Origin of the sequence: Janthinobacterium sp. 35 (assembly GCF_002754575.1) — a bacterium.
GTDB lineage: Bacteria > Pseudomonadota > Gammaproteobacteria > Burkholderiales > Burkholderiaceae_D > Janthinobacterium > Janthinobacterium tructae.
Genome location: NZ_PEFN01000001.1, coordinates 5,654,050 through 5,672,766, shown reverse-complemented (window position 1 = coordinate 5,672,766; position 18,717 = coordinate 5,654,050). Strand labels below are relative to the sequence as shown.

Genomic DNA, 18,717 nt, shown 5'->3' with positions numbered 1-18,717 from the left:
GGCCATTGAGCTCAGACCATCTTGCCGTCGATGAGCAGAATTTCTTCGAGCAAGGTGCCATGACGCAGGACGAACAGTACATCCATGCCGCGTTTCATGGCCAGCGCGACACCGTCCACCTCGCCCAGGACCATGAACGCCGTGGCCCAGGCGTCGGCCAGCATACAGTTGGGGGACAGCACGCTCACGGCGGCGAGACGGTTCGCTACCGGTTGGTGCAAGGCCGGATGCATGGTGTGCGCATGGCGCGTGCCGTCGATCTCGACCCAGCGGCGATAGTCGCCCGAGGTGGCGATGGCCACGTCGTGCAATTCCATCACGCCACCGATTTCACGGATGCCATGTGTCGGCTTTTCTATCGCCACGCTCCAGGCCTGGCCATCGGGTCTGGTCGAGCGCGCGCGCATTTCTCCGTCGATGCCGACCAGGTAGCTGGCGATGGACCAGCCATCGAGGCAATGCGCCAGCTGGTCGACGCCAAAACCCTTGGCGATGCCCGACAGGTCGAGCGTCAGCGGCGCGCGCTTGCGCACCTGCAGAGCATCCAGATCCACGTCCAATGCCTCGGTGGCGGGGCAGTACGTTTTGCCATGCCGGGCCGCGATCTGCGGCGATGGCGCGCATTGCGACGGCCCGAATCCCCAGTCCTCCACCAGCTGGCCAACCGCCATATCGAAGGCACCGCCCGATTCGCGGCTGACCAGCAGCCCCGCAGCGAGCACCTGCGCCAGCTCCCGCGGCACGGCAAGCCAGGTGTTTTCCGGCGCGGCGTTCAGGCGGCACAGGTCCGAGGCGGCATTCCAGGTCGACATCTGCCGGTCGACCCTGTCGACGGCGGCAAACAGGCTGGCGCCGATGGCGGCCAGGTCCGGTTGTCCGGCCGCATAGAATACGGCCGTATAGCGGCTGCCCATGGTTTCGCCATGCAGGCTGTAGCGCCGCAGCGCGGGCTCAGAAGACGTCTTCACGATACCTTCCTTTTTCCCGCAGCGCCGCCACATCGAGCTTGAGTGGTGCGAGTATCTGGTCCATGGCCTGCCTCACGCTGGCGGCCATGGCGCGGCTGCCGCAGACGAGCACTTGGCCATCGTCGGCGATCAGGCGGCGCATATTGTCGGCATCCTCCATCAGCCGGGTCTGCACGTGGACGCCGTTCGTGACTCTTGAGAAGGCTGTGTGCAGCTGCGTCAGCCGGCGGTCGGCCAGATAGTTGCGCAGTTCGGGCTCATACAGAAAATCGGAGTCGGGATGGCGCCCGCCCCAGTACAGGTACATCGGATGCTGGCCCGTATTGTTGCGGATGAAACCGGCCAGTGGCCCGATCCCGGTACCGGCACCGATCAGGATGACGGGCGCCTTGCCCAGGGCCGGACGAAATTGCGGATTGGGCTGGATAAAGGCCTCGATGCGGTCCCCCGGCAGCAAGCTGTGCAGGTAGCTTGAACACACGCCCCCGGGCTGCTTGCGCACGCAAATTTCCAGCACGCCGTCACCCGATCCGCTCGCCAGCGAATAGAAGCGCGGCATGGAACTGCCGGGCGCCATGACGCCGGCGAGGTCGCCGGCCTCGAAGCGGGGCAGCCGATGGCGCGCAAGCCGGCTTTTCAGCCAACCGGCGGGAGCCGGCGGCGGGGCGGCTATAAAGCGCAGCACCACGGTGGGATCGTGCTCCTCCTCGCCGTAGGCGATGCGCTCGCGCAACTGCAGCGCATGCGTGTGCGGATGTGCCGGCGCATAGTCGAGTACGAGCTCGTGGCCCAGCAGCGCGCCGACCTGGTTCCCCCAGCGCGCGAATTCCTGCGGCGACTGGCGGTCGATCAGGGCCAGTTCCAGCGACCGGCGCCATCCGCGCGCCGCCATCGCCGCGTCGACCTCGTGCGCGAACTGGCAGAACGTGGGGAACTGGCGGTCGCCGAAACCGAGCACGGCGTAACTTGCCGCCTGGTTGGGGGCAACACCGGCCAACTTGGCCAGAAAGTGCGTGGCGCAGGCCGGTGCGTCGCCATCGCCATACGTCGCCGTCAGGATGAACAACTGGCGCGCGGCGTTGTGGCGCGACGAGAACTGGTTCATCGGCGCCGTGTGCACGCGTTGTCCGGCCTGTCGCAAGGCATCGTGCAGCGCGCGGGCAAAGCCCCAGGTACTGTTGTTTTCGCTCCCCACCAGGATCACGCTGTCGGCCGAGCCCGGAGCCGAGTTGTTGGCGATGCGCGGTTTGGCGCGCTGCCGCTGCCACCATACGGCGATGCCCGTCACCGCCAGCCAGGGCGCGCCGAGCGCACTCAGGCCGAGTATCAGGCCCAGCCACCACAGGCCTTCGCCCGTATGCAACTGGTAAATCAGTTCAAAGGCTTCCCGGACGTTGCTGTGCGCGCGGAAGGCCAGCAGCGCGCCGCTGGACTGGTCGACGTAGGCGTCGCCTTGCCGGGTGCGCAAGGTATAGACGGCGCTGCTGTCACCGGCAAGCGGAAAGGAAAGCTCACGCAGATCGGCCAGACTGGTTGCCAGCAGGGCTGGCAAGCGGGCCGCGGGCAGCGGCGAGCCGCCGGACGTGGTGACGGGGATATCGGGTTCGTCCTGGCTGCCATCGGCAATGAGGGAGAAGGTCGCCGCCGACATGTAGCTGCCGGTCACTGCGGACAACAGCAGGCCGGCGACAGCAAAACGGGCCACCGCAGCGTGCCAGCGCTGGCTGCGGTTGCCATGCAGTGGACGTGCCAGCTGGCGCCAACCGCCCACCCGCTTGAGCAGCAGGAATAAGCCGGAGAACGACAGCAGCAGCATCAGCAGGGCGGTGATGCCGACCGCGGCGCTGCCTGGCGTGTCGAGGAATAATGACCTGTGCAACTCCTTGAACCAGCGCGCGTAGGCCGGCGGCGCATAGGGCGCGATCGCCATGCCGCTGGTCGGGTCGACCCGGTCGACGCCCGAGACGTCGCCGGCGCTGTAGTAGACGATGATGGTTCCGGAGGCCGTGCGCTGGATCTGCTCGGCTCCCGGATAGTGGCGCGCCACCCGGCCCGCGAGTTCGGCAACGCTGACGCCCGCCGGCACGCTAGTCGCCAGCCGCTCGAGCGCGGGGTTGATCGACAGCACGGCGCCCGTCAAACCGATGAGCATGACCAGCAGTGCGCCGAGCAGGCCAGCGAGCGAATGTATCTGTCGTAACATGCGGCGGTGGCTACATGTCGTAAATGAAGGACTTGACGTAGCCGCGTCCACCGACGGGTTTGCCTGCGCCCTGTTTGCTCAGTGGCGTGCGCACGTCGGCCGGATTGTCGCGCCCGTCCTCTGCCGCGCTGTCAACCCGGATCTCGTAGCCTGCATCAATCAGGGTATCGGCCAGTTCGACCGTCACCTTGAGGGTTTTGCCGCTGCCGACGCTCGCGCCGCTGATCCCGTCAAATTCGCGCGCGTTCAGGCCGCTACCGCGGGCCCAGTCGCTCAGGTGCTTGTAATACTTGGTCTTCTTTCCAGCGACCCATAACGTTTTCTTGTACTTGCCGGCGGCATCCGTGACATATACCGCCAGGTAGGCGCCGTTGCCGGCGTAGTTCTTCAGTTGCGCGGTGAGTGTGACCGGGCGCGCCTGGACGAGACCGGGCAGCGCCAATGCACCTGCAAGGCAGGCGCAGGCTGTGATGTTTTTCATTTCTTTTCCCCTTGGGATGTCGGACCTGCAGGCCGCCTGACGGGAGCCTGCGGTACAGGGCCGAGGTAGTCGGAGGCGTCGCCGTTGTTGCCGAAGTCCACCGCCAGGCTGCGCATGCGCAGCGACGCCGGGGAGTATTTGGCCTTGACTTTGTTGCCGTTGCGATCAATGGCTCTGAGCTCGTAGCAGCCATCATCGATCTTGATGCGCTGGACCGTCCAGCCGCGCTGTTCGGCTTCCCGCTGCAATTGCTCGCGAGGTTTCCAGTCGGCAATCGGATCCGTGCAGTGGACATCCGCATGGACCGCATTGCTGAAAACCAGGGCAGACAGCGCCATGCATGTACGCGCTAGGAACATCGCTTGCTCTCCTTGATAACCACCTGAGCATGGCAGTTCATGCTGACATCATACTTACCCGAACGGCATCGCGCGATGACAAATCCCGGTATTTGCGGGTCCACCATCGTGAGGTCAATTATTTGCAGAAACATGCGGCAGAATGCGCCGCTGCGCTTGTTTCCGGGCCATACCAGGTATTCTGATGGGCGCCATCAGATAGCCTTGATAAACAGCGCCAGCGCGGCCAGGGCGGAAACCATCGCAAACGCTTTCTGCAGATGCTGCGCCGGCAGCCTGGAGGCAACCAGACGGCCACCGGCCATGCCGGCCAGGGAACCGATGGCGAAAGGCAGCGCAATGCTCCATTGCAAGTGACCGGCGGCGGTACTGGCGATGACGCCTGACAGCGATACCAGCGCAATGACCGCAAGCGAGGTCGCGACGATCGATTGCGTGGTCAAATCCGTGTAGCGTTGCAATGCGGGAACCATCACGAAGCCGCCGCCCACACCCAGCAAACCGGACAGGATTCCCGCGACCACGCCCGCCAGGGCCAGCGCCCTGGCGCAAGGGGCCGTCCAGTGCAATTTTCCACGCGTGGCGTCGAGCTGGCAGGGCGGCGCGCGTTTGCCGGACGCCGCAGTATCGGCAGCGCCGGAAGTGGCGCGCTGGTAGACGCGCAGCGCCACATAGAGCAGCACGAGGGAAAACAGGATCGCCAGCGGCCGATTCGGACTGCGCTGCGCCAGCCACAAGCCAAGAGGGGAGCAGATGATGCCTGCGCCGGCGATAAGCATCGCCGCCTTGTAGCGCACCGTCCCGGACTTCAGACCCATCACCGCACCGAGGGTCGCCGCCAGGCCGACCGCCAGCAAGCCGATCGGACCCGCCTGCGCCATGCTCAGGCCCGCGCCAAAGACCAGCAAGGGCACGGCAAGGATGCCTCCGCCTGCACCGGTGAGTGCCAGGATGATGCCAACTGTAAAGCCGAGCAGCAGGATGATGGTCATGCCAGGTTCCTGAAACACCGGCCGGGCGGCAGTGGATGAATGTGCATGTTTGTCTGCGTCCAGTGTGTGCTGTGTGTTGTCAGACCGCGTTGAGCGGTATTTTCAGATAGCGTATGCCGTTTGCCTCTGGCTCGGGAAAGTGCCCGGCGCGCATATTGACTTGCACCGATGGCAGAATCAGGGTCGGCATTTCCAGCGACGCATCGCGTTTGGTACGCATGGCAACAAATTCTTCTTCGCTGATGCCGTTGCGCACGTGGATATTGCCGGTGCGCTCCTCGCCGACGGTGCTGACATAGCGCACTTCGCGGCCGCCCGGCTGGTAGTCGTGGCACATGTAGAGCAAGGTATCCTCCGGCAAGCTCAGTACTTTATTGATGGAGTGGAACAGGGTGCGTGCATCGCCGCCGGGAAAGTCGCAGCGTGCCGTGCCATAGTCCGGCATGAACAGCGTGTCGCCGACAAAGGCGGTGCTGCGGGTAGCGTCGCTGACGACATAGCTCATGCAGGCGGGGGTGTGGCCGGGCGTGTGCAGGGCGCGGCATTGCAGCGCGCCGATGGAAAACAGCTCGCCATCGGCAAACAGATGGTCGAACTGGCTGCCGTCGCGCGCCATGTCGGCGTCGGCGTTAAACAGCTTGCCGAATACCTGCTGCACGGTGGCGATATGCTGGCCGATGCCGATCTTGCCACCCAGCTTTTCCTTCAGGTAGGGCGCGGCGGTCAAATGATCGGCATGCACATGGGTTTCCAGTATCCATTCAACCCTGGCGTCCAGGGCCGCGACGCGCGCCAGCAGGCGGTCGGCCGAGGCGGTGCTGGTGCGGCCCGACTTCGGATCATAGTCGAGTACGCTGTCGATCAAGGCGCAGCGGCGCGTAAGCGGATCGAGCACCAGATAGCTGACGGTGCTGGTGGCGGGGTCGAAGAAACCCTCTATTTGCGGTGATGTGTTGGTCATGATGCGTCTATCTCCTGAGTGTGCAAGCCTGGCGTGCATGAGGCCTAACGGGTAACGCAAGACCTGTGCCAGTACGAGCTTGGACTACATACCTCTCCCCAATGCCTGATTCCATGCGTTTTCCTGCCAGATGTAAACATGCGCTACCTCTGTTTGGCGCTGCCACTGGCAGTGCCACTTGACACATTGGCAGTCCTGCGACAGTATGGCTGCACCACAAGGAGCCAGCATGCCAACGCCACCGGTCACCCGCATCGAGCCATCCCCCAGCGCGCCCATGGTGCAATCGCTGATCTCGTTTCTCGAACACGAGGTCCAGCCGATGATCGTGCTCGATCCCGATTACACGATTCTGGCCGCGAATGTCGCCTACCAGCGCCAATTTGGCAGCATCGGCCAGCCCGTGACCGGCCACAAGTGCTACCGCATCTCGCATCATTACGATGCCCCTTGCGACCAGGCCGGTGAACATTGCCCCATGAAGAAGGCGCAGGAACTGCGCGGACCCGACCGCGTGCTGCACATCCACCATACGCCGCGGGGCCCCGAGCACGTTGCCGTCGAACTGCGTCCCATTTTCGATGCCGGCGGCAACATTACCGCGTATGTCGAGCGGCTGGAAGTGGTGCGCAGCGCTTCGGCCAGGCCCAGCGAGGAGGGACTGGTGGGCCGCTCCGCCCCATTCAACCGGGTGCTGGAGGCATTGCAGCGGGTAGCGCCGTCGATGCTGCCGGTGCTGCTGCTGGGCGAGTCAGGTACGGGCAAGGAACTGTTTGCGCGTGCCGTGCATGAAAACAGCGCGCGGGCCACCGGACCTTTCGTCGTGGTCGATTGCTCCGGACTGACCGAAACGCTGTTTGAAAGCGAATTGTTCGGACACGAAAAGGGCGCTTTCACGGGCGCGACCTCGCGCAAGCCGGGGCTGGTCGATACGGCACAAGGCGGCACCTTGTTTCTCGACGAAATAGGCGACGTGCCCCTTTCCATGCAAGTCAAGCTGCTGCGCCTGATCGAGTCGGGCACTTACCGGCGCGTGGGCAGCGTCGAGACCCAGCACGCCAATTTCCGTCTGGTCGCCGCGACCCACAAATCGCTGGAACACATGATGGCGCGGGGCGAGTTCCGGCAGGACTTGTATTACCGCATCAGTGCCTTTCCCATCGCCTTGCCGCCGCTGCGCGCACGGCCCGACGACATCGCCTTGCTGGTGCAGTCATTCCTGCGCCGCGCGGGCGCGGGCAAGCGCACGCTGACGATAGATGCCGAAGCCTTGGCGCAGCTGCAGCAACGCCCATGGCCGGGCAATATCCGCGAACTGCGCAACGTGCTGGACAGGGCCAGCCTGTTCGCCGATGATGGCGTGATCCGCCTCGGGCAACTGTTGGCGGCGCCGGTGGAGCAGGGCGCCGCGCCAGCCACGCCGGTGCGCGGCGACAGTATCCCGCTGGCCGAGCTGCACGCCACCTTCGGCGGCACGCGCAAGGAACTCGCGGCCTACCTGGGCCTCAGCGAGCGCACCCTGTACCGCCGCCTGAAAGCGCTGGGTCTCGCCTAGGCCTCGCAGCACTGCCATGCTGCCAGTGTGGCAGTGCCACCCGTCGGCTGGCAGCGCGCTGCTGCCTGCCGCAGCGCCCTAAGTCCCTGTTTTCTATCCTATCCTCACATGGCGTAACGCTGGCATGAAATATGCTTCGATAGCAGCATGACGCGTACCTGAAACCTGGGTGTGTGTCTCGTGTTGTCATCGCAACGCTTAAGCAGATTAACCATTGAGGAGCAAGACCATGAACGCGAACGTCGGCAATATTGATCGTGCCATTCGGATACTGCTGGGGTTGGGCCTGATCGTGGCCACCCTGGCCGGTGCCATCGGCGCCTGGGGCTGGCTGGGCGTGATTCCCCTGGCGACAGGCATTTTCCGCTTCTGTCCCGCGTATCTGCCGTTTGGCTTCCGTACCTGTGCGGTGAAAAAATGACGCGGGCAACGGAGGCGACAACATGAGCACGCAATCTGGCGGCTATCGCGCCTTGACGCAATCGGTGTCGCACCAACTGGCGACCCTGCGCGCGGATATTCCCGACGTGATGAAAGGCTTTGGTGATCTGGCGCGCGCGGCAACGCGCGATGGTGCGCTGGACAAGAAAACCAAGGAGTTCATCGCGCTGGCCCTGGGCATCGCGGCCCATTGCGATGCCTGCATCGGCTTTCATGTGCAGGCCCTCGTCAAGCTGGGCGCCACCCGGGCCGAATTTGAAGAAACCCTGGGCATGGCCATCTACATGGGCGGCGGGCCGTCGGCGATGTACTGCGCCAATGCGCTGGCGGCATTCGAGGAATTCTCGGCCCCGGCCTGAGGTGCGTCGAGTTGGCACAGCATGAATAGGACATCAGAATTGGAGAAGTCGCGTGCAGATAGACTGGAATAATTTTACGCCATGGGCCTCGCTGGCAGGAGGGATGCTGATCGGCTTGTCGGCTGCAGTGTTCGTCCTGTTTAACGGCCGTATTGCCGGCATCAGCGGCATCCTGGGAGGCTTGCTGGAATGGCCGAAAGGCGATATTGCCTGGCGCGTCGCTTTCCTTGCCGGCCTGATTGGCGCACCTTTGGTGTATGGCGCAGTGCTGACGTTGCCGGAAGTACGGATAGACGCCGATTTCCCCACCTTGATCATTGCCGGCCTCCTGGTTGGCGTGGGGACGCGCTATGGTTCAGGCTGCACCAGCGGACATGGCGTCTGCGGTTTGTCGCGCATGTCGCCGCGTTCGCTGGTGGCGACAGTCGCCTTCATGCTTGCCGGCTTCGCCACTGTTTTTGTCGTCCGACACATCATCGCTTAAGGCACTCGTCATGAAAAATATACTGGCGGGGCTGGTGGGGCTGGTCTTTGGCATCGGACTGATCGTATCGGGCATGACGGATCCATCGAAAGTGCTTGGTTTCCTCGACGTGGCGGGGCATTGGAATCCGTCGCTGGGCCTTGTCATGTGCGGCGCGATAGGCGTTGGCATTGTGGCATTCCGTTTTGCATCGCGCAGGGAGCGCAGCCTGTTGGGTGATGCGATGCGCTTGCCGACATCGAGGCAAATCGACCGGCGCCTGGTCTTTGGCGGCCTGGCATTTGGTGCCGGCTGGGGACTGGCTGGTTATTGCCCCGGTCCGGCCGTGGCGTCGCTGGCGTCAGGAGGGGCCAAGCCGCTCGTATTCTTCATCGCCATGCTCGCTGGGATGGGGATCTTCGCGGTTGCAGAACGTCTGCATTCCCGATAGACAAGACTCAATTCTCGGCACTTGCCCGGACGCCGTATCCTGGTCACAAAGAACAGCGCCTGGATCGGCTGGCGCCGCTCAACATTTGTTCGGTCGCAACAGCACTGTGGCGACCAGGCCGCCTTCGGGGGCGTTGTATAAGGTGAGCGTGCCGCCTTGTCTCTCAATGGCTTCGCACGCGATCGATAATCCGAGGCCCACGCCACCACTGGCTTTGTTACGCGACGACTCCAGGCGGTAGAACGGCTGCATGACGGCGGTCAGTTCGGCGGCCGGAATGCCTGGGCCCTGGTCGTGGATCGTGATGGACAGTCCGGATGGGTGCATGGCGCACTCAACCTTCGTCATTCCGCCGTAACGCAGCGCATTTTCCATCAAATTGGCCAGGGCGCGCCGCAACGCGATCGGCTGCGCCAGAATGGGCGCCACTACGCCTGTGCATTCGATGGCGTGTCCCTGCTCCTGATAATCTTCAGTCATTGAACTCACCAGGGCTTGTACATCGAGCATGGCCGGGACCTCGACAGCCGCTTCGCCGCGCAGATACTCCAGTGTGGCGTCGAGCATGGCGGCCATCTCGGTGGCATCGGCGTGCAGTTGGGCGCGCACATCGGGCTCGGCCAACTGTTCGACGCGCAGCCGTATGCGCGTCAGCGGGGTGCGCAGGTCGTGCGAAACGGCGGCGAGAAAGTGGCCGCGGGCAGCCAGTTGCTGGCGCAGATCGGCTTGCATGCGGTTGAAAGCGCGCGCCGCCAACTGCGCCTCGACAGGGCCGCTTTCCGGCAGGGCCGAGCGGTTCACGTCGTTGCCGAGCTCAACTGCGGCGACCGCCAATTGCTGGATCGGACGCGCGATGCTGCGCGCGCCCAGCCAGGCGGCCGTGGCCAGTGCCAACAACTCCGTGACGACTCCAATGACCACGCCGCCCAGCGGCGGCTGCGGGTGGCAGCGAGCCGCATCGTGATACAGCATGAAAAACAGGCCAAAGGCGATGGCGTGGCTAGCCACGATGGCGCCCACTGCCAAGGCGAACAGGCGAGAGAACAGCGTGTCTACGAACTTGAACCTCATGCTTCGAATGCCACGTCGAGCAGATAACCCTCGCCGCGGATGGTGCGCAACAGCGGCTTGGCCGTGCTGTCGGTGTCGAGTTTCTGGCGCAGCCGGGACACCAGCAAGTCGATGGTTCGGTCGTACGCCTCCATGCTGCGCCCGCGCGCCGCACTCAACAGATAACTACGGCTGAGGACACTTTGCGGCTTCTCGATGAACGCAGACAACAGCCGGAATTCACCGTAGGACAGGGGGATCAGCAACTGCGCGGGCGAGGTCAGTTCGCGAGTGGCGCGGTTCAGCCGCCAGCCACCGAAGCAGATGTCGTTGGCCGGCGGCGGCCTGCGTTCTAGCGTCGGCGGCGCTCCCACGCCGCGGCCACGAATGCGCCGCAAGATGGTGTGCAGTCGCGCCACCAGCTCGCGCGGGTCGAACGGTTTAATCACGTAATCGTCGGCGCCAGCCTCCAGTCCGGCCACCTTGTCGCCGCGTTCGCCCCGCGCCGTGAGCATCAGTATGGGAATATCAGACAGGAAGCGGATGCTGTGACACAGAGACAGTCCGTCTTCACCCGGCAACATCAAATCCAGGATGATGATGTCGAAGCGCTGCCGGGCAAGAGACGAGCGCATCGCAGTGCCGTCATGGACCGCCTGGGCGCGGATGCCGAAGTCAGCCAGATAGGCGACTAGCAGGGTACAGATATCGGGGTCATCGTCGACGATGAGCACTTCGGCAGTTGTTGGCATGGTCTACTTGAAACAGGAACGAAACGGAAAGCGGGAGCAGTTTAACTGATACCCGCCATTGTAGTATCAGGCCTGTGTCGCAATGGCGGACCGTGGTGGTTCGGCGAAGGATGCCGCGCCATTCACGTAGGCATCGACCGCGACCTTGACTTTTGCGTTGGCAGCGGCTTCGGGATGCTTGTTGAGATAGGCGTTGGTTTCCTTGTAGTCCGCGCGCTCCTGCTCGGTGACCTCGCCGTTTTCGTTCTTGTCTTCGGCTTCGTAAGTCTCGCTGGAACTCGCCGTGGCGGTGAGGCTGGTGTCATTGCTGACGGCCGACGCGTCGGCCGCGCCGGCCTGTTCGGTACCGCCAGCTTTGGCCGTGTCGGCACTGCCGGTCTCAGTCTGAGCGGTGCGTCCATCGACAGCCGACGTGTCTACGCGCGAGGCGTCGTACTGGCTCTGCAGCGTGTTCGACAACGCTGCCGCGCCGTTCGGCGCCTTACCGGCCGTCGCGCCAGTGACTTCCGCATTGGCACCCTGCGGCGGCTCGCTGACCGGCGCGGCGACCTTTTGCTCTGCGGCACTCGCCGCGCTGGTGACGTCTTTTTTGCTTTGCGTAGGGATAAATCCCGTACCGCCGCTGACTGCTGATATTCCTGCCATACGATCTCTCCTGTTGGTGCGGCAGAACTTTGTTGTTCATGCCATGCATAGGTCAACGGCAGGAATCCGCGAAACTATTGAACAGCTTTGTAGCATGTTTGTATCATTTGAAATAAAAGGGAGTTGTTTACTCGCTCTGGCGCGTGGTCGGTCGGCACAGGTATCAAGAATAGCTGGAACGATACTTACACGGCCAGACGCCGCGTATTTCCAGATTGCGTCTTTGCTGCAAGCAAATCGACGCTGATCACATGGTGACGTTGACCTACCGAGAAAACATGCTGGACCGTGAACTTGCATTAAAACACTGGAAGGCGTTTTGGCGAAAGCTTGGTAAGCATAAACAATTTCATTATGTGGCGGTCATTGAGGAACAAGCCCGTGGTGCCTTGCATTTTCATGTGGCCGTCGCAGGGCGGCAAATGTATGCATTGCTGCGCTCGATCTGGCAAGGCATCCTGGGGCGTGGCCCGAACGGTGAACAAATGGGACAGGTCCACATCCGCGACCCGCACCGTTTCGGCTTCGGCGTGGCCGGGGCGCACGAGATCGCCAGCTACATAGCGAAATACTACGGCAAGGAAATGCAGTGCAGGGCGCTTGACCAGAAACGCTACTTCCGCTCCAGTGGCATCGTGGTGCCGGAAGTGGACGTATGGCGGGTGCCGTTTTGTACAAACATGCTGCGCGCTGCGCAGGTCGCATTCCAGGCGCTTTTCGGCCATTGCATGGATGGCTTGCAGACCTGGTGCAACAACAATCTTGGTGTCGTGTACTTGGCGACGGCCCCGGGATTGCCACAAGTGGCGGACGATTGTCTGGTCTGACAGTTACTCCACCTTGATTGACGGGGAGGAGGGACGTGACATGGCAAACTTTGATGCTAATTCACTGCGGATACTTGAGAAAATAGAGGATGAGTTCCGCAATCAGTACTGGATCATTCGGAACTCCAGGCGGACCAATTGGCGGGCGGTCAATCGCACGAGGATGTTGGGCGATTTTATGTACATGCTTGGGGTGCCGAAATGGGCCGTTCAACAGGCTCGCTACTGTCTGCGTTTACGTGTCTGTGAGAGATGCTTTAATGACGAATTACGTTGTCATGGAATTTGTGGACGGGCGAGGCGCGGTGACTTTAATACACAAACGGAAAAATAGGTTGACATATTTCCAATGTTTTGAGTTAGAATTGTATTGCTAAAAATAATTAATTAAACATCTTTGATTCTTTTTTTAAATACATTTAATATTGGAAAAGGTTTATGGCTACAAATTTGGATCGATTCAAAAATGACATTGATGACCTATTGGAACGTGGGAGAATGCTGCAACTTGCAATGTCATATGAGACAAATTCTAAAAATTTTAAAGCTGCCGCAGAAAAGGCACATGGAGAAAATGCCATGGAATTTTTAAAGTCCATTCCAGATTTCAAAGAAAAATATCAAGGATGGTATTCAGAGTCGTTGGTTTTATTGCGCCAGATTTTGCCAGACAGAGTTGCGGATTTTATTCGTCATTACGAAAAGCCAAAAAATAGGAAGTCCATAGATTATGAAAATTATCGCATTGAAGATTATTTACAGGACCTCCGAATAACCAGAGGATTAAATGAAGTAGTAATTGTTGATGCAAGCGCTGCTATTCCACAATTTGATCAGCAGTGTGCAATGGTTGCGGCTGCAAAGTCTCGATTTAAAAGTTCACTTTTCGATATCCGGCAGTTGGTTCAAGCAGATTTACTTGATTCTGAAATTGAAGCAGCAGAGATGTTGTTGAAATATAAATTCCACCGTGCCGCAGGTGCAGTTGCAGGTGTTGTGCTCGAACGTCATTTATCCCAAGTATGTATCGATCATGGCATCGTTCCAAAAAAGAATTCAACTATTGCTAATTTTAATGAGTCGTTAAAAGAAGCAAATATTATTGATTTGCCGCAATGGCGTTTTATACAGCATTTAGCGGATATTCGAAATTTATGTGACCACAGTAAAATCCCAGAGCCAACGCCAGAACAAGTCCAAGATCTAATATCTGGCGTGAAAAAAATTATTAAAACAGTTTTTTAGAGTATTTTTTGAAATTTTTTCGGTATCAATCTTATGAAAACTAAACTTTTTCAAAACTTATGGTGGATTGCTTTTGCTATTGCCTTAGCATTGCTCATCGATCACAGTTTTAAAATCATCAATCTTACTGTTGATACTACATCTATTTGTTTGTTGGCAATTATGCTCATAAGTCCTTTTATTGCCGCCATTAAAAAAATTAAATATGGTGATTTTGAGGCTGAAATTGATATAGATGAAATTAAAAAGTTGAAGTCAACAACAGAAAAAACTTTAAGTGAAATGCAAGATGATAGGGAAGAACGTCCAGAAATTCACGTCGCCAGTGAATCAATTAGGAAATTATCTGAATCTGACCCAGTAATTGCGCTAGCAAAAGTAAGAATAGAATTGGAAAAATTGCTTGGGCAGATAGCACGGTTTAGTTCAATTGAGCATAATCCTTCTAGCCTTGGTGGGTTGGTAAATAAACTAACAAGCCATGAAATTATTAGTCAAGACGTTGGCAAGGCACTTAAGGAGGTGATCGCACTGTGCAATCGGGCGATTCACGGTGAGGCTGTGTCCGAGGAAGGGGCAAGAACTATCATTGAACTTGGAGTTGAGTTGCTTCAAGAATTATATTGGACGACGAGAACCCAAGTTTCGTTAGGAAAAGTTATTAAGGAGGAAGTAATTACCCCGCAAGAGGCAGATGATTATTACGAAAAGAAGAAATATCGTCTAACTTCAATCACACCACTTCTAGAAAGTCCAAAAAGAACAGTTCGATTGCTGACTCAAGAGCAACTTGACGAGTTTTTGGAGGACTATCGTGAATATGCTGAATTTATCGTAGAATTGGTTGAAGTGCAGGAGAACGGAGTTAATGATCATGGTTGAGAATTGCCAGTGCATGCCAGTAATTCTCTAGAAAAGCGGGGTACTTTTAGGTGGTAAAAAGATACCAAAAAGTACTTTCGTCTCCCGTTCATCATTTGACATAATATAAATTATGCGAAGTTATGGATGAATTCGTCAAATCCCCCTTTTTGCAACTTGTACAATCGCAAATGCGATTCTGGCCTTTTGCGCGCCGCCTGGCGCCCTGACTTTTTCGTCATGAGTTTGTGCAGTCCCTTTGCGCTTCGATACGCTGGCCAGCTCCAGGCTGGAGCGCAGGATTCCTGGTGTTTGCTGCCGCTCGCTGCGCTGCGTGCCTGTCTCCCGGTGCAATGCTGGCGGTTCTGCGTGCCTGCTGGCCTGTCACTCCGCAGCGCTGGTGTGCGCCGTGCCTGGCCGCAGGTCTGGCGGGTCCGTTCGGCTGCTCGTGTGGCCGCGCAACTTCGGCAGCGATCTGCCACGGCTACCGTGCGCCAGCGTATTTGGCTGGCGTCGTGGGCCAAACTGTCCATGCGGACCACTGCGATGGATTTGACCAGGCATTGGCGGCCAGGCATGGCTCAACGGACGCGGCGCGTTGATGGCACAGCGGCTGCGCCAGCAATCGTTTTCCGGACGGCTTGCGTCATGTTTGCGCCGTGACCGCAAGGCAGCGCGCCGCGTTGCGGCTTGCCGCCGCCATCGTCCACGTTGCGCACGATTGCATTGCAAATCCATAACAATGTGTGTGCCGGGACGTGCTCGTGTAAGATTGCCCGCCTTATCTCTTTTGCTGGGCATGCCTTGACTTCCTCGACGTTCTTTTCGGTGAAATACAAATATGAAATCAAGGGTTTACAGGCGATTATGAAGGCAAAGTCTCAAGATATTTCGCGCGTTCTGCTGCGCGCGAGCGCCGCGCTGGCCGTCGCGGCAGCTCTGTCCGCCTGTGCCAGCAAGCCCGGCCCATGGCCTGCGCGCGCCCTGCCTGCATCGGCTGCCGTGACGGTTGACGCCACGCAATTCCTGTCCAGAAAGCAACTGGTGGACTGGCAATACGACCTGGACGAGCGCCTGTTGCGCGCCACGGGATCGCCCCGGCATGAAGCGTATATCGACGTGTTGCATGAACGCCTGGCGCGCGCCGGTGTCAAACAGCTGCGCTTTGAACCGGTCAGCTTGCGCCAATGGTCGGTGGAGGCGGAACACTGGGGCCTGGAAGTGCTGGATGGCGAGCGGCCCGGCGTGCTGCCTTCGGCTGGCTATATTCCGTATTCGGGCGTCACGCAAGCGTCCGGCATTACGGGACGCATCGTCTACCTGGCGCCCAATACCAAGCCCGATGCCAGCCTGGCAGGCAAGCTGGTGCTCGTCGAGATGCCCAAAGTGGCGTGGACGGGCCAGGTTTTCCATCAGACGGCCGTGCACGTCCACGACCCTGAGCACGCCATGGGGCCGGACACGCCGTATGCGCGCCCGTTCCAGATGCTGGGGCCGTTCATTTCGCTGCTGGACAGCCTGCAGGCGGCCGGTGCGGCGGGCGTGATCGTCATTCTGGATACGCCGTCCTTGGCGGCGGACGGCCTGTATGCACCCTGCGACGGCGTGGTGCGCCAGCTGCCCGGCGTGTTTATCGACCGCGGCCGTGGCCAGCGCCTGCGCGACCGCGTGCTGGCCGGCACGGCGCCTGTCTTGCGGCTGACCATGGCGGCCACCGTGCGGCAGGTGCAGACGCGCAACCTGGTCGGCATCATCCCCGGCAAGTCGGATGAATTGATGGTGCTGGCTAGCTACACGGATGGCACGAACGGGCTGGAAAACAATGGACCGAACGCCATCGTCGACATGGCTCAGTACCTGGCGCGCCTGCCGCAGGACAGCTTGCCGCGCAGCGTCATGCTGCTGCTGACGGGCGGTCATCTCGCGGGCGGCGCGGGCATCGCGCAATTTATGGATCGCCACAAGGACGATGGCTTGACGCAGCGCATGGCCGCGATGCTCGCCATCGGGCAACTGGGCGCGCTGGAAGTGCTGCCCGACAGCAACGGCTACTTGCATCTCACGGGCAGGTCCGAGCCGGCAGCCCTGTTTTCACCGCGCACGCCTGTCCTGATGGAGGCGTCCTACGCCATGCTCAGGCAGGCCGGTGTGGCACCCGCGTTCGCGCTGCCGCCTGGCAATACCGGCGGCGATGGCAGTGCGCAGAAGGTCGCCTGGCCCGATGCAGGCCAGACGTTCCGGGCTGCGCAACGCCCACCCACGATAAATTATGTCAAGGCGCCGACCTATCAGTTCAGCTACGGCATCGGCACGGTGACCCAGGCGGACTACCGGCTGATGCAGCGCGAAACCGTGGCCTTGACGCAGATGCTGCTGGATCTGTCGCGCGTGCCGTATGCCGATTTGCGCAAGGAAACAGCGCCGTAGCCGTCGCGAGAGTACTCCGCCCTTCCCCGCCCTGCTCCCGGCGCCCTTCCGTACACCATACCAGCACCCTGGCAAACAGACACTGGTATGGCCCGCATCGCCCATCCTCTGGGGCAAGGCTGCAACTGGTATTGTGATCTTGCGCAAAGAATAAAACCAGTTGACTACCACTTGCAATGCCTGCACTCTGAAAAATCGGACGGTGTCCAGCCGCCCGGCCATACTAAAAACACACAAGGAGATGCGATGCACCGGACAGTCATGAATAGCCTCATCATTACCCTCTTCGGCGGTAGCCTGGCCGCTTGCGGCGGCGGCAGCGATGGCGCCAACGCCAGCACAAGCCAGCTGCTGGCCGGCGCGACCACAGCGGTGGCCTGCTACACGCCGTGGAGCAGCGGCACCGCCTACAACGGCGGCGGCCAGGCTAGCTACAACAATGTCAATTACACGGCCAATTGGTGGACGCAAGGCAATAACCCATCGACCAGCAGCGGCGGCGGCGGCAGCGGCCAGCCCTGGAAGGTGGTGGGAGACTGCGGCACGCCGACACCTACGCCGACACCTACGCCGACTCCTACCCCAACGCCGACACCCACGCCTACCCCTACTCCTACGCCAACTCCCACCCCGACACCGACGCCTACCCCGACTCCAACACCGACACCGACACCGACACCCACCGGCCTGGCGAAACATGCGCTGATCGGCTACTGGCACAACTTCACCAATCCCAGCGGCGCCACGTATCCGATCAGCCAGGTCAGCGACGACTGGGATGTGATCGTCGTCTCGTTCGGCGACAACGCGGGCGGCGGCAATGTCAGCCTGACCATCGATCCGGGCGCAGGCACGGAAGCGCAATTCATCGCCGACGTGGCCGCCAAGCGGGCGAAGGGCAAGAAAGTCATCCTGTCGCTGGGCGGACAAAACGGTTCTGTTTCCGTCGGCAACACGGCCGAAGCGACGAATTTCACGAACAGCCTGTACGCCATCATCACCAAATATGGCTTCGACGGCATCGACCTGGACCTGGAAAATGGTGTGGCGCAAGGCGCGGCCATCCAGACCTATCTGCCGATCGCCGTGAAAAACCTGAAAACCAAGGTCGGCAGCAGCTTTTATCTGTCGATGGCGCCGGAATGGGTGTATGTGGAGGGGGGATATACGAGCTACGGCAGCATCTGGGGCGCTTACATCCCCATCATCAATGCCTTGCGTTCCGAGCTGACGGTGCTGCACCCGCAGTACTACAATAATGGCGACATCTACACACCGTACGCCACGGGCGCCATCAAGGCCGGTTCGGCCGACCAGCTGGTGGCCACGGCGCGCATGCTGATCGAGGGATTTAACTATGGCGGCAATACCTTCGCGGGCCTGCGTCCGGACCAGGTGGGTTTCGGCGTACCGTCGGGGCGCAGCTCGGCCGGCTCGGGTTTCACGACGAATGCCGACGTCAGCAACGCCCTGAATTGCCTGACGCGCCTGCTCAATTGCGGCACCATCAAGCCGCTGCAGGCGTATCCGGACTTCCGCGGCGTGATGACGTGGTCGATCAACTGGGACCGCCACGACAACTATAATTTCTCCGTGCCGACCAAGAATGTGCTGAAGACCCTGCCGTAAGGGCAGGCCGGAGCAGGACTCCCCTCCTCCGGCCTGCACTATCTATAT

At 60.2% G+C, this 18,717-nt stretch carries 19 protein-coding genes; 10 read left to right on the top strand and 9 right to left on the bottom strand.

Going from position 1 to position 18,717, the window contains the following annotated elements:
- Nucleotides 1–11: 11 nt before the first annotated feature.
- The 6 genes from CLU93_RS25275 to CLU93_RS25250 form a co-directional block, all read right to left on the bottom strand.
- Nucleotides 12–968: an FAD:protein FMN transferase gene (locus CLU93_RS25275; protein WP_218968360.1), complete on the bottom strand. Its 957-nt coding sequence runs from the start codon at nt 966–968 to the stop codon at nt 12–14.
- The gene (locus CLU93_RS25270; protein WP_099763851.1) at nt 952–3,171 is read right to left on the bottom strand and encodes a PepSY domain-containing protein; all 2,220 of its coding nucleotides are present in this window, start codon (nt 3,169–3,171) and stop codon (nt 952–954) included. Before CLU93_RS25270 ends, CLU93_RS25275 begins: the two co-directional genes overlap by 17 nt.
- A gap of 10 nt (nt 3,172–3,181) precedes the next feature.
- Entirely contained in the window at nt 3,182–3,652 is a 471-nt protein-coding gene (locus tag CLU93_RS25265) for a DUF2271 domain-containing protein (RefSeq protein WP_071077411.1), read from the bottom strand.
- On the bottom strand, nt 3,649–3,990 hold the full coding sequence (locus CLU93_RS25260; RefSeq protein WP_232730607.1) for a PepSY domain-containing protein: 342 nt from the start codon (nt 3,988–3,990) through the stop codon (nt 3,649–3,651). The genes CLU93_RS25265 and CLU93_RS25260 overlap by 4 nt, the downstream gene beginning before the upstream one ends.
- Before the next feature lie 215 nt (nt 3,991–4,205).
- Complete coding sequence (locus CLU93_RS25255) at nt 4,206–5,003, bottom strand: sulfite exporter TauE/SafE family protein (protein WP_099763849.1); 798 nt, start codon at nt 5,001–5,003, stop codon at nt 4,206–4,208.
- Between the two features lie 79 nt (nt 5,004–5,082).
- Nucleotides 5,083–5,964: an MBL fold metallo-hydrolase gene (locus CLU93_RS25250; protein ID WP_099763848.1), complete on the bottom strand. Its 882-nt coding sequence runs from the start codon at nt 5,962–5,964 to the stop codon at nt 5,083–5,085.
- A gap of 229 nt (nt 5,965–6,193) precedes the next feature.
- On the opposite strand from CLU93_RS25250, the gene CLU93_RS25245 reads away from it, so the two are divergent.
- From CLU93_RS25245 to CLU93_RS25225, 5 genes are all read left to right on the top strand, one after another.
- Nucleotides 6,194–7,519: a sigma-54 interaction domain-containing protein gene (locus tag CLU93_RS25245; protein ID WP_099763847.1), complete on the top strand. Its 1,326-nt coding sequence runs from the start codon at nt 6,194–6,196 to the stop codon at nt 7,517–7,519.
- 229 nt (nt 7,520–7,748) lie between these two features.
- Nucleotides 7,749–7,940: a YgaP family membrane protein gene (locus tag CLU93_RS25240; protein ID WP_099763846.1), complete on the top strand. Its 192-nt coding sequence runs from the start codon at nt 7,749–7,751 to the stop codon at nt 7,938–7,940.
- A gap of 22 nt (nt 7,941–7,962) precedes the next feature.
- Nucleotides 7,963–8,319, top strand: a complete 357-nt coding sequence (locus CLU93_RS25235; protein ID WP_099763845.1) for a carboxymuconolactone decarboxylase family protein — start codon at nt 7,963–7,965, stop codon at nt 8,317–8,319.
- A 52-nt stretch (nt 8,320–8,371) separates the two neighbouring features.
- Nucleotides 8,372–8,803, top strand: coding sequence for a YeeE/YedE family protein (locus tag CLU93_RS25230; RefSeq protein ID WP_180287938.1), 432 nt, complete (start codon nt 8,372–8,374; stop codon nt 8,801–8,803).
- Between the two features lie 10 nt (nt 8,804–8,813).
- A complete protein-coding gene (locus CLU93_RS25225) occupies nt 8,814–9,233 on the top strand; it encodes a YeeE/YedE family protein (RefSeq protein ID WP_099763843.1) in 420 nt (139 codons plus the stop codon).
- A gap of 78 nt (nt 9,234–9,311) precedes the next feature.
- Here CLU93_RS25225 and CLU93_RS25220 read toward each other — a convergent pair whose 3' ends face one another.
- From CLU93_RS25220 to CLU93_RS25210, 3 genes are all read right to left on the bottom strand, one after another.
- On the bottom strand, nt 9,312–10,304 hold the full coding sequence (locus tag CLU93_RS25220) for an ATP-binding protein (protein ID WP_099763842.1): 993 nt from the start codon (nt 10,302–10,304) through the stop codon (nt 9,312–9,314).
- The gene (locus CLU93_RS25215; RefSeq protein WP_099763841.1) at nt 10,301–11,035 is read right to left on the bottom strand and encodes a response regulator; all 735 of its coding nucleotides are present in this window, start codon (nt 11,033–11,035) and stop codon (nt 10,301–10,303) included. Before CLU93_RS25215 ends, CLU93_RS25220 begins: the two co-directional genes overlap by 4 nt.
- Nucleotides 11,036–11,101: 66 nt before the next feature.
- The gene (locus CLU93_RS25210) at nt 11,102–11,680 is read right to left on the bottom strand and encodes a hypothetical protein (protein ID WP_099763840.1); all 579 of its coding nucleotides are present in this window, start codon (nt 11,678–11,680) and stop codon (nt 11,102–11,104) included.
- A 251-nt stretch (nt 11,681–11,931) separates the two neighbouring features.
- Here CLU93_RS25210 and CLU93_RS25205 point away from each other — a divergent pair, with 251 nt between their 5' ends.
- The 5 genes from CLU93_RS25205 to CLU93_RS25190 all read left to right on the top strand — a co-directional run bounded on the left by CLU93_RS25205 (nt 11,932) and on the right by CLU93_RS25190 (nt 18,669).
- Complete coding sequence (locus CLU93_RS25205; protein ID WP_099763839.1) at nt 11,932–12,507, top strand: rolling circle replication-associated protein; 576 nt, start codon at nt 11,932–11,934, stop codon at nt 12,505–12,507.
- A gap of 438 nt (nt 12,508–12,945) precedes the next feature.
- Complete coding sequence (locus CLU93_RS25200; RefSeq protein ID WP_099763838.1) at nt 12,946–13,752, top strand: hypothetical protein; 807 nt, start codon at nt 12,946–12,948, stop codon at nt 13,750–13,752.
- A gap of 33 nt (nt 13,753–13,785) precedes the next feature.
- A complete protein-coding gene (locus CLU93_RS27965) occupies nt 13,786–14,634 on the top strand; it encodes a hypothetical protein (protein WP_143451811.1) in 849 nt (282 codons plus the stop codon).
- 846 nt (nt 14,635–15,480) lie between these two features.
- Entirely contained in the window at nt 15,481–17,040 is a 1,560-nt protein-coding gene (locus tag CLU93_RS25195) for a PA domain-containing protein (RefSeq protein ID WP_099763837.1), read from the top strand.
- A gap of 261 nt (nt 17,041–17,301) precedes the next feature.
- On the top strand, nt 17,302–18,669 hold the full coding sequence (locus CLU93_RS25190) for a chitinase (RefSeq protein ID WP_257225092.1): 1,368 nt from the start codon (nt 17,302–17,304) through the stop codon (nt 18,667–18,669).
- The last annotated feature ends 48 nt before the right edge of the window (nt 18,670–18,717 follow it).

Coding starts and splice junctions, on each gene's coding strand:
- CLU93_RS25265 (WP_071077411.1), bottom strand. CDS start 3,652: ATGAAAAACATCACAGCCTGCGCCTGCCTTGCAGGTGCATTGGCGCTG.
- CLU93_RS25270 (WP_099763851.1), bottom strand. CDS start 3,171: ATGTTACGACAGATACATTCGCTCGCTGGCCTGCTCGGCGCACTGCTG.
- CLU93_RS25260 (WP_232730607.1), bottom strand. CDS start 3,990: ATGGCGCTGTCTGCCCTGGTTTTCAGCAATGCGGTCCATGCGGATGTC.
- CLU93_RS25245 (WP_099763847.1), top strand. CDS start 6,194: ATGCCAACGCCACCGGTCACCCGCATCGAGCCATCCCCCAGCGCGCCC.
- CLU93_RS25235 (WP_099763845.1), top strand. CDS start 7,963: ATGAGCACGCAATCTGGCGGCTATCGCGCCTTGACGCAATCGGTGTCG.
- CLU93_RS25210 (WP_099763840.1), bottom strand. CDS start 11,680: ATGGCAGGAATATCAGCAGTCAGCGGCGGTACGGGATTTATCCCTACG.
- CLU93_RS25220 (WP_099763842.1), bottom strand. CDS start 10,304: ATGAGGTTCAAGTTCGTAGACACGCTGTTCTCTCGCCTGTTCGCCTTG.
- CLU93_RS25200 (WP_099763838.1), top strand. CDS start 12,946: ATGGCTACAAATTTGGATCGATTCAAAAATGACATTGATGACCTATTG.
- CLU93_RS25240 (WP_099763846.1), top strand. CDS start 7,749: ATGAACGCGAACGTCGGCAATATTGATCGTGCCATTCGGATACTGCTG.
- CLU93_RS27965 (WP_143451811.1), top strand. CDS start 13,786: ATGAAAACTAAACTTTTTCAAAACTTATGGTGGATTGCTTTTGCTATT.
- CLU93_RS25205 (WP_099763839.1), top strand. CDS start 11,932: ATGGTGACGTTGACCTACCGAGAAAACATGCTGGACCGTGAACTTGCA.
- CLU93_RS25190 (WP_257225092.1), top strand. CDS start 17,302: ATGAATAGCCTCATCATTACCCTCTTCGGCGGTAGCCTGGCCGCTTGC.
- CLU93_RS25215 (WP_099763841.1), bottom strand. CDS start 11,035: ATGCCAACAACTGCCGAAGTGCTCATCGTCGACGATGACCCCGATATC.
- CLU93_RS25255 (WP_099763849.1), bottom strand. CDS start 5,003: ATGACCATCATCCTGCTGCTCGGCTTTACAGTTGGCATCATCCTGGCA.
- CLU93_RS25250 (WP_099763848.1), bottom strand. CDS start 5,964: ATGACCAACACATCACCGCAAATAGAGGGTTTCTTCGACCCCGCCACC.
- CLU93_RS25225 (WP_099763843.1), top strand. CDS start 8,814: ATGAAAAATATACTGGCGGGGCTGGTGGGGCTGGTCTTTGGCATCGGA.
- CLU93_RS25195 (WP_099763837.1), top strand. CDS start 15,481: ATGAAGGCAAAGTCTCAAGATATTTCGCGCGTTCTGCTGCGCGCGAGC.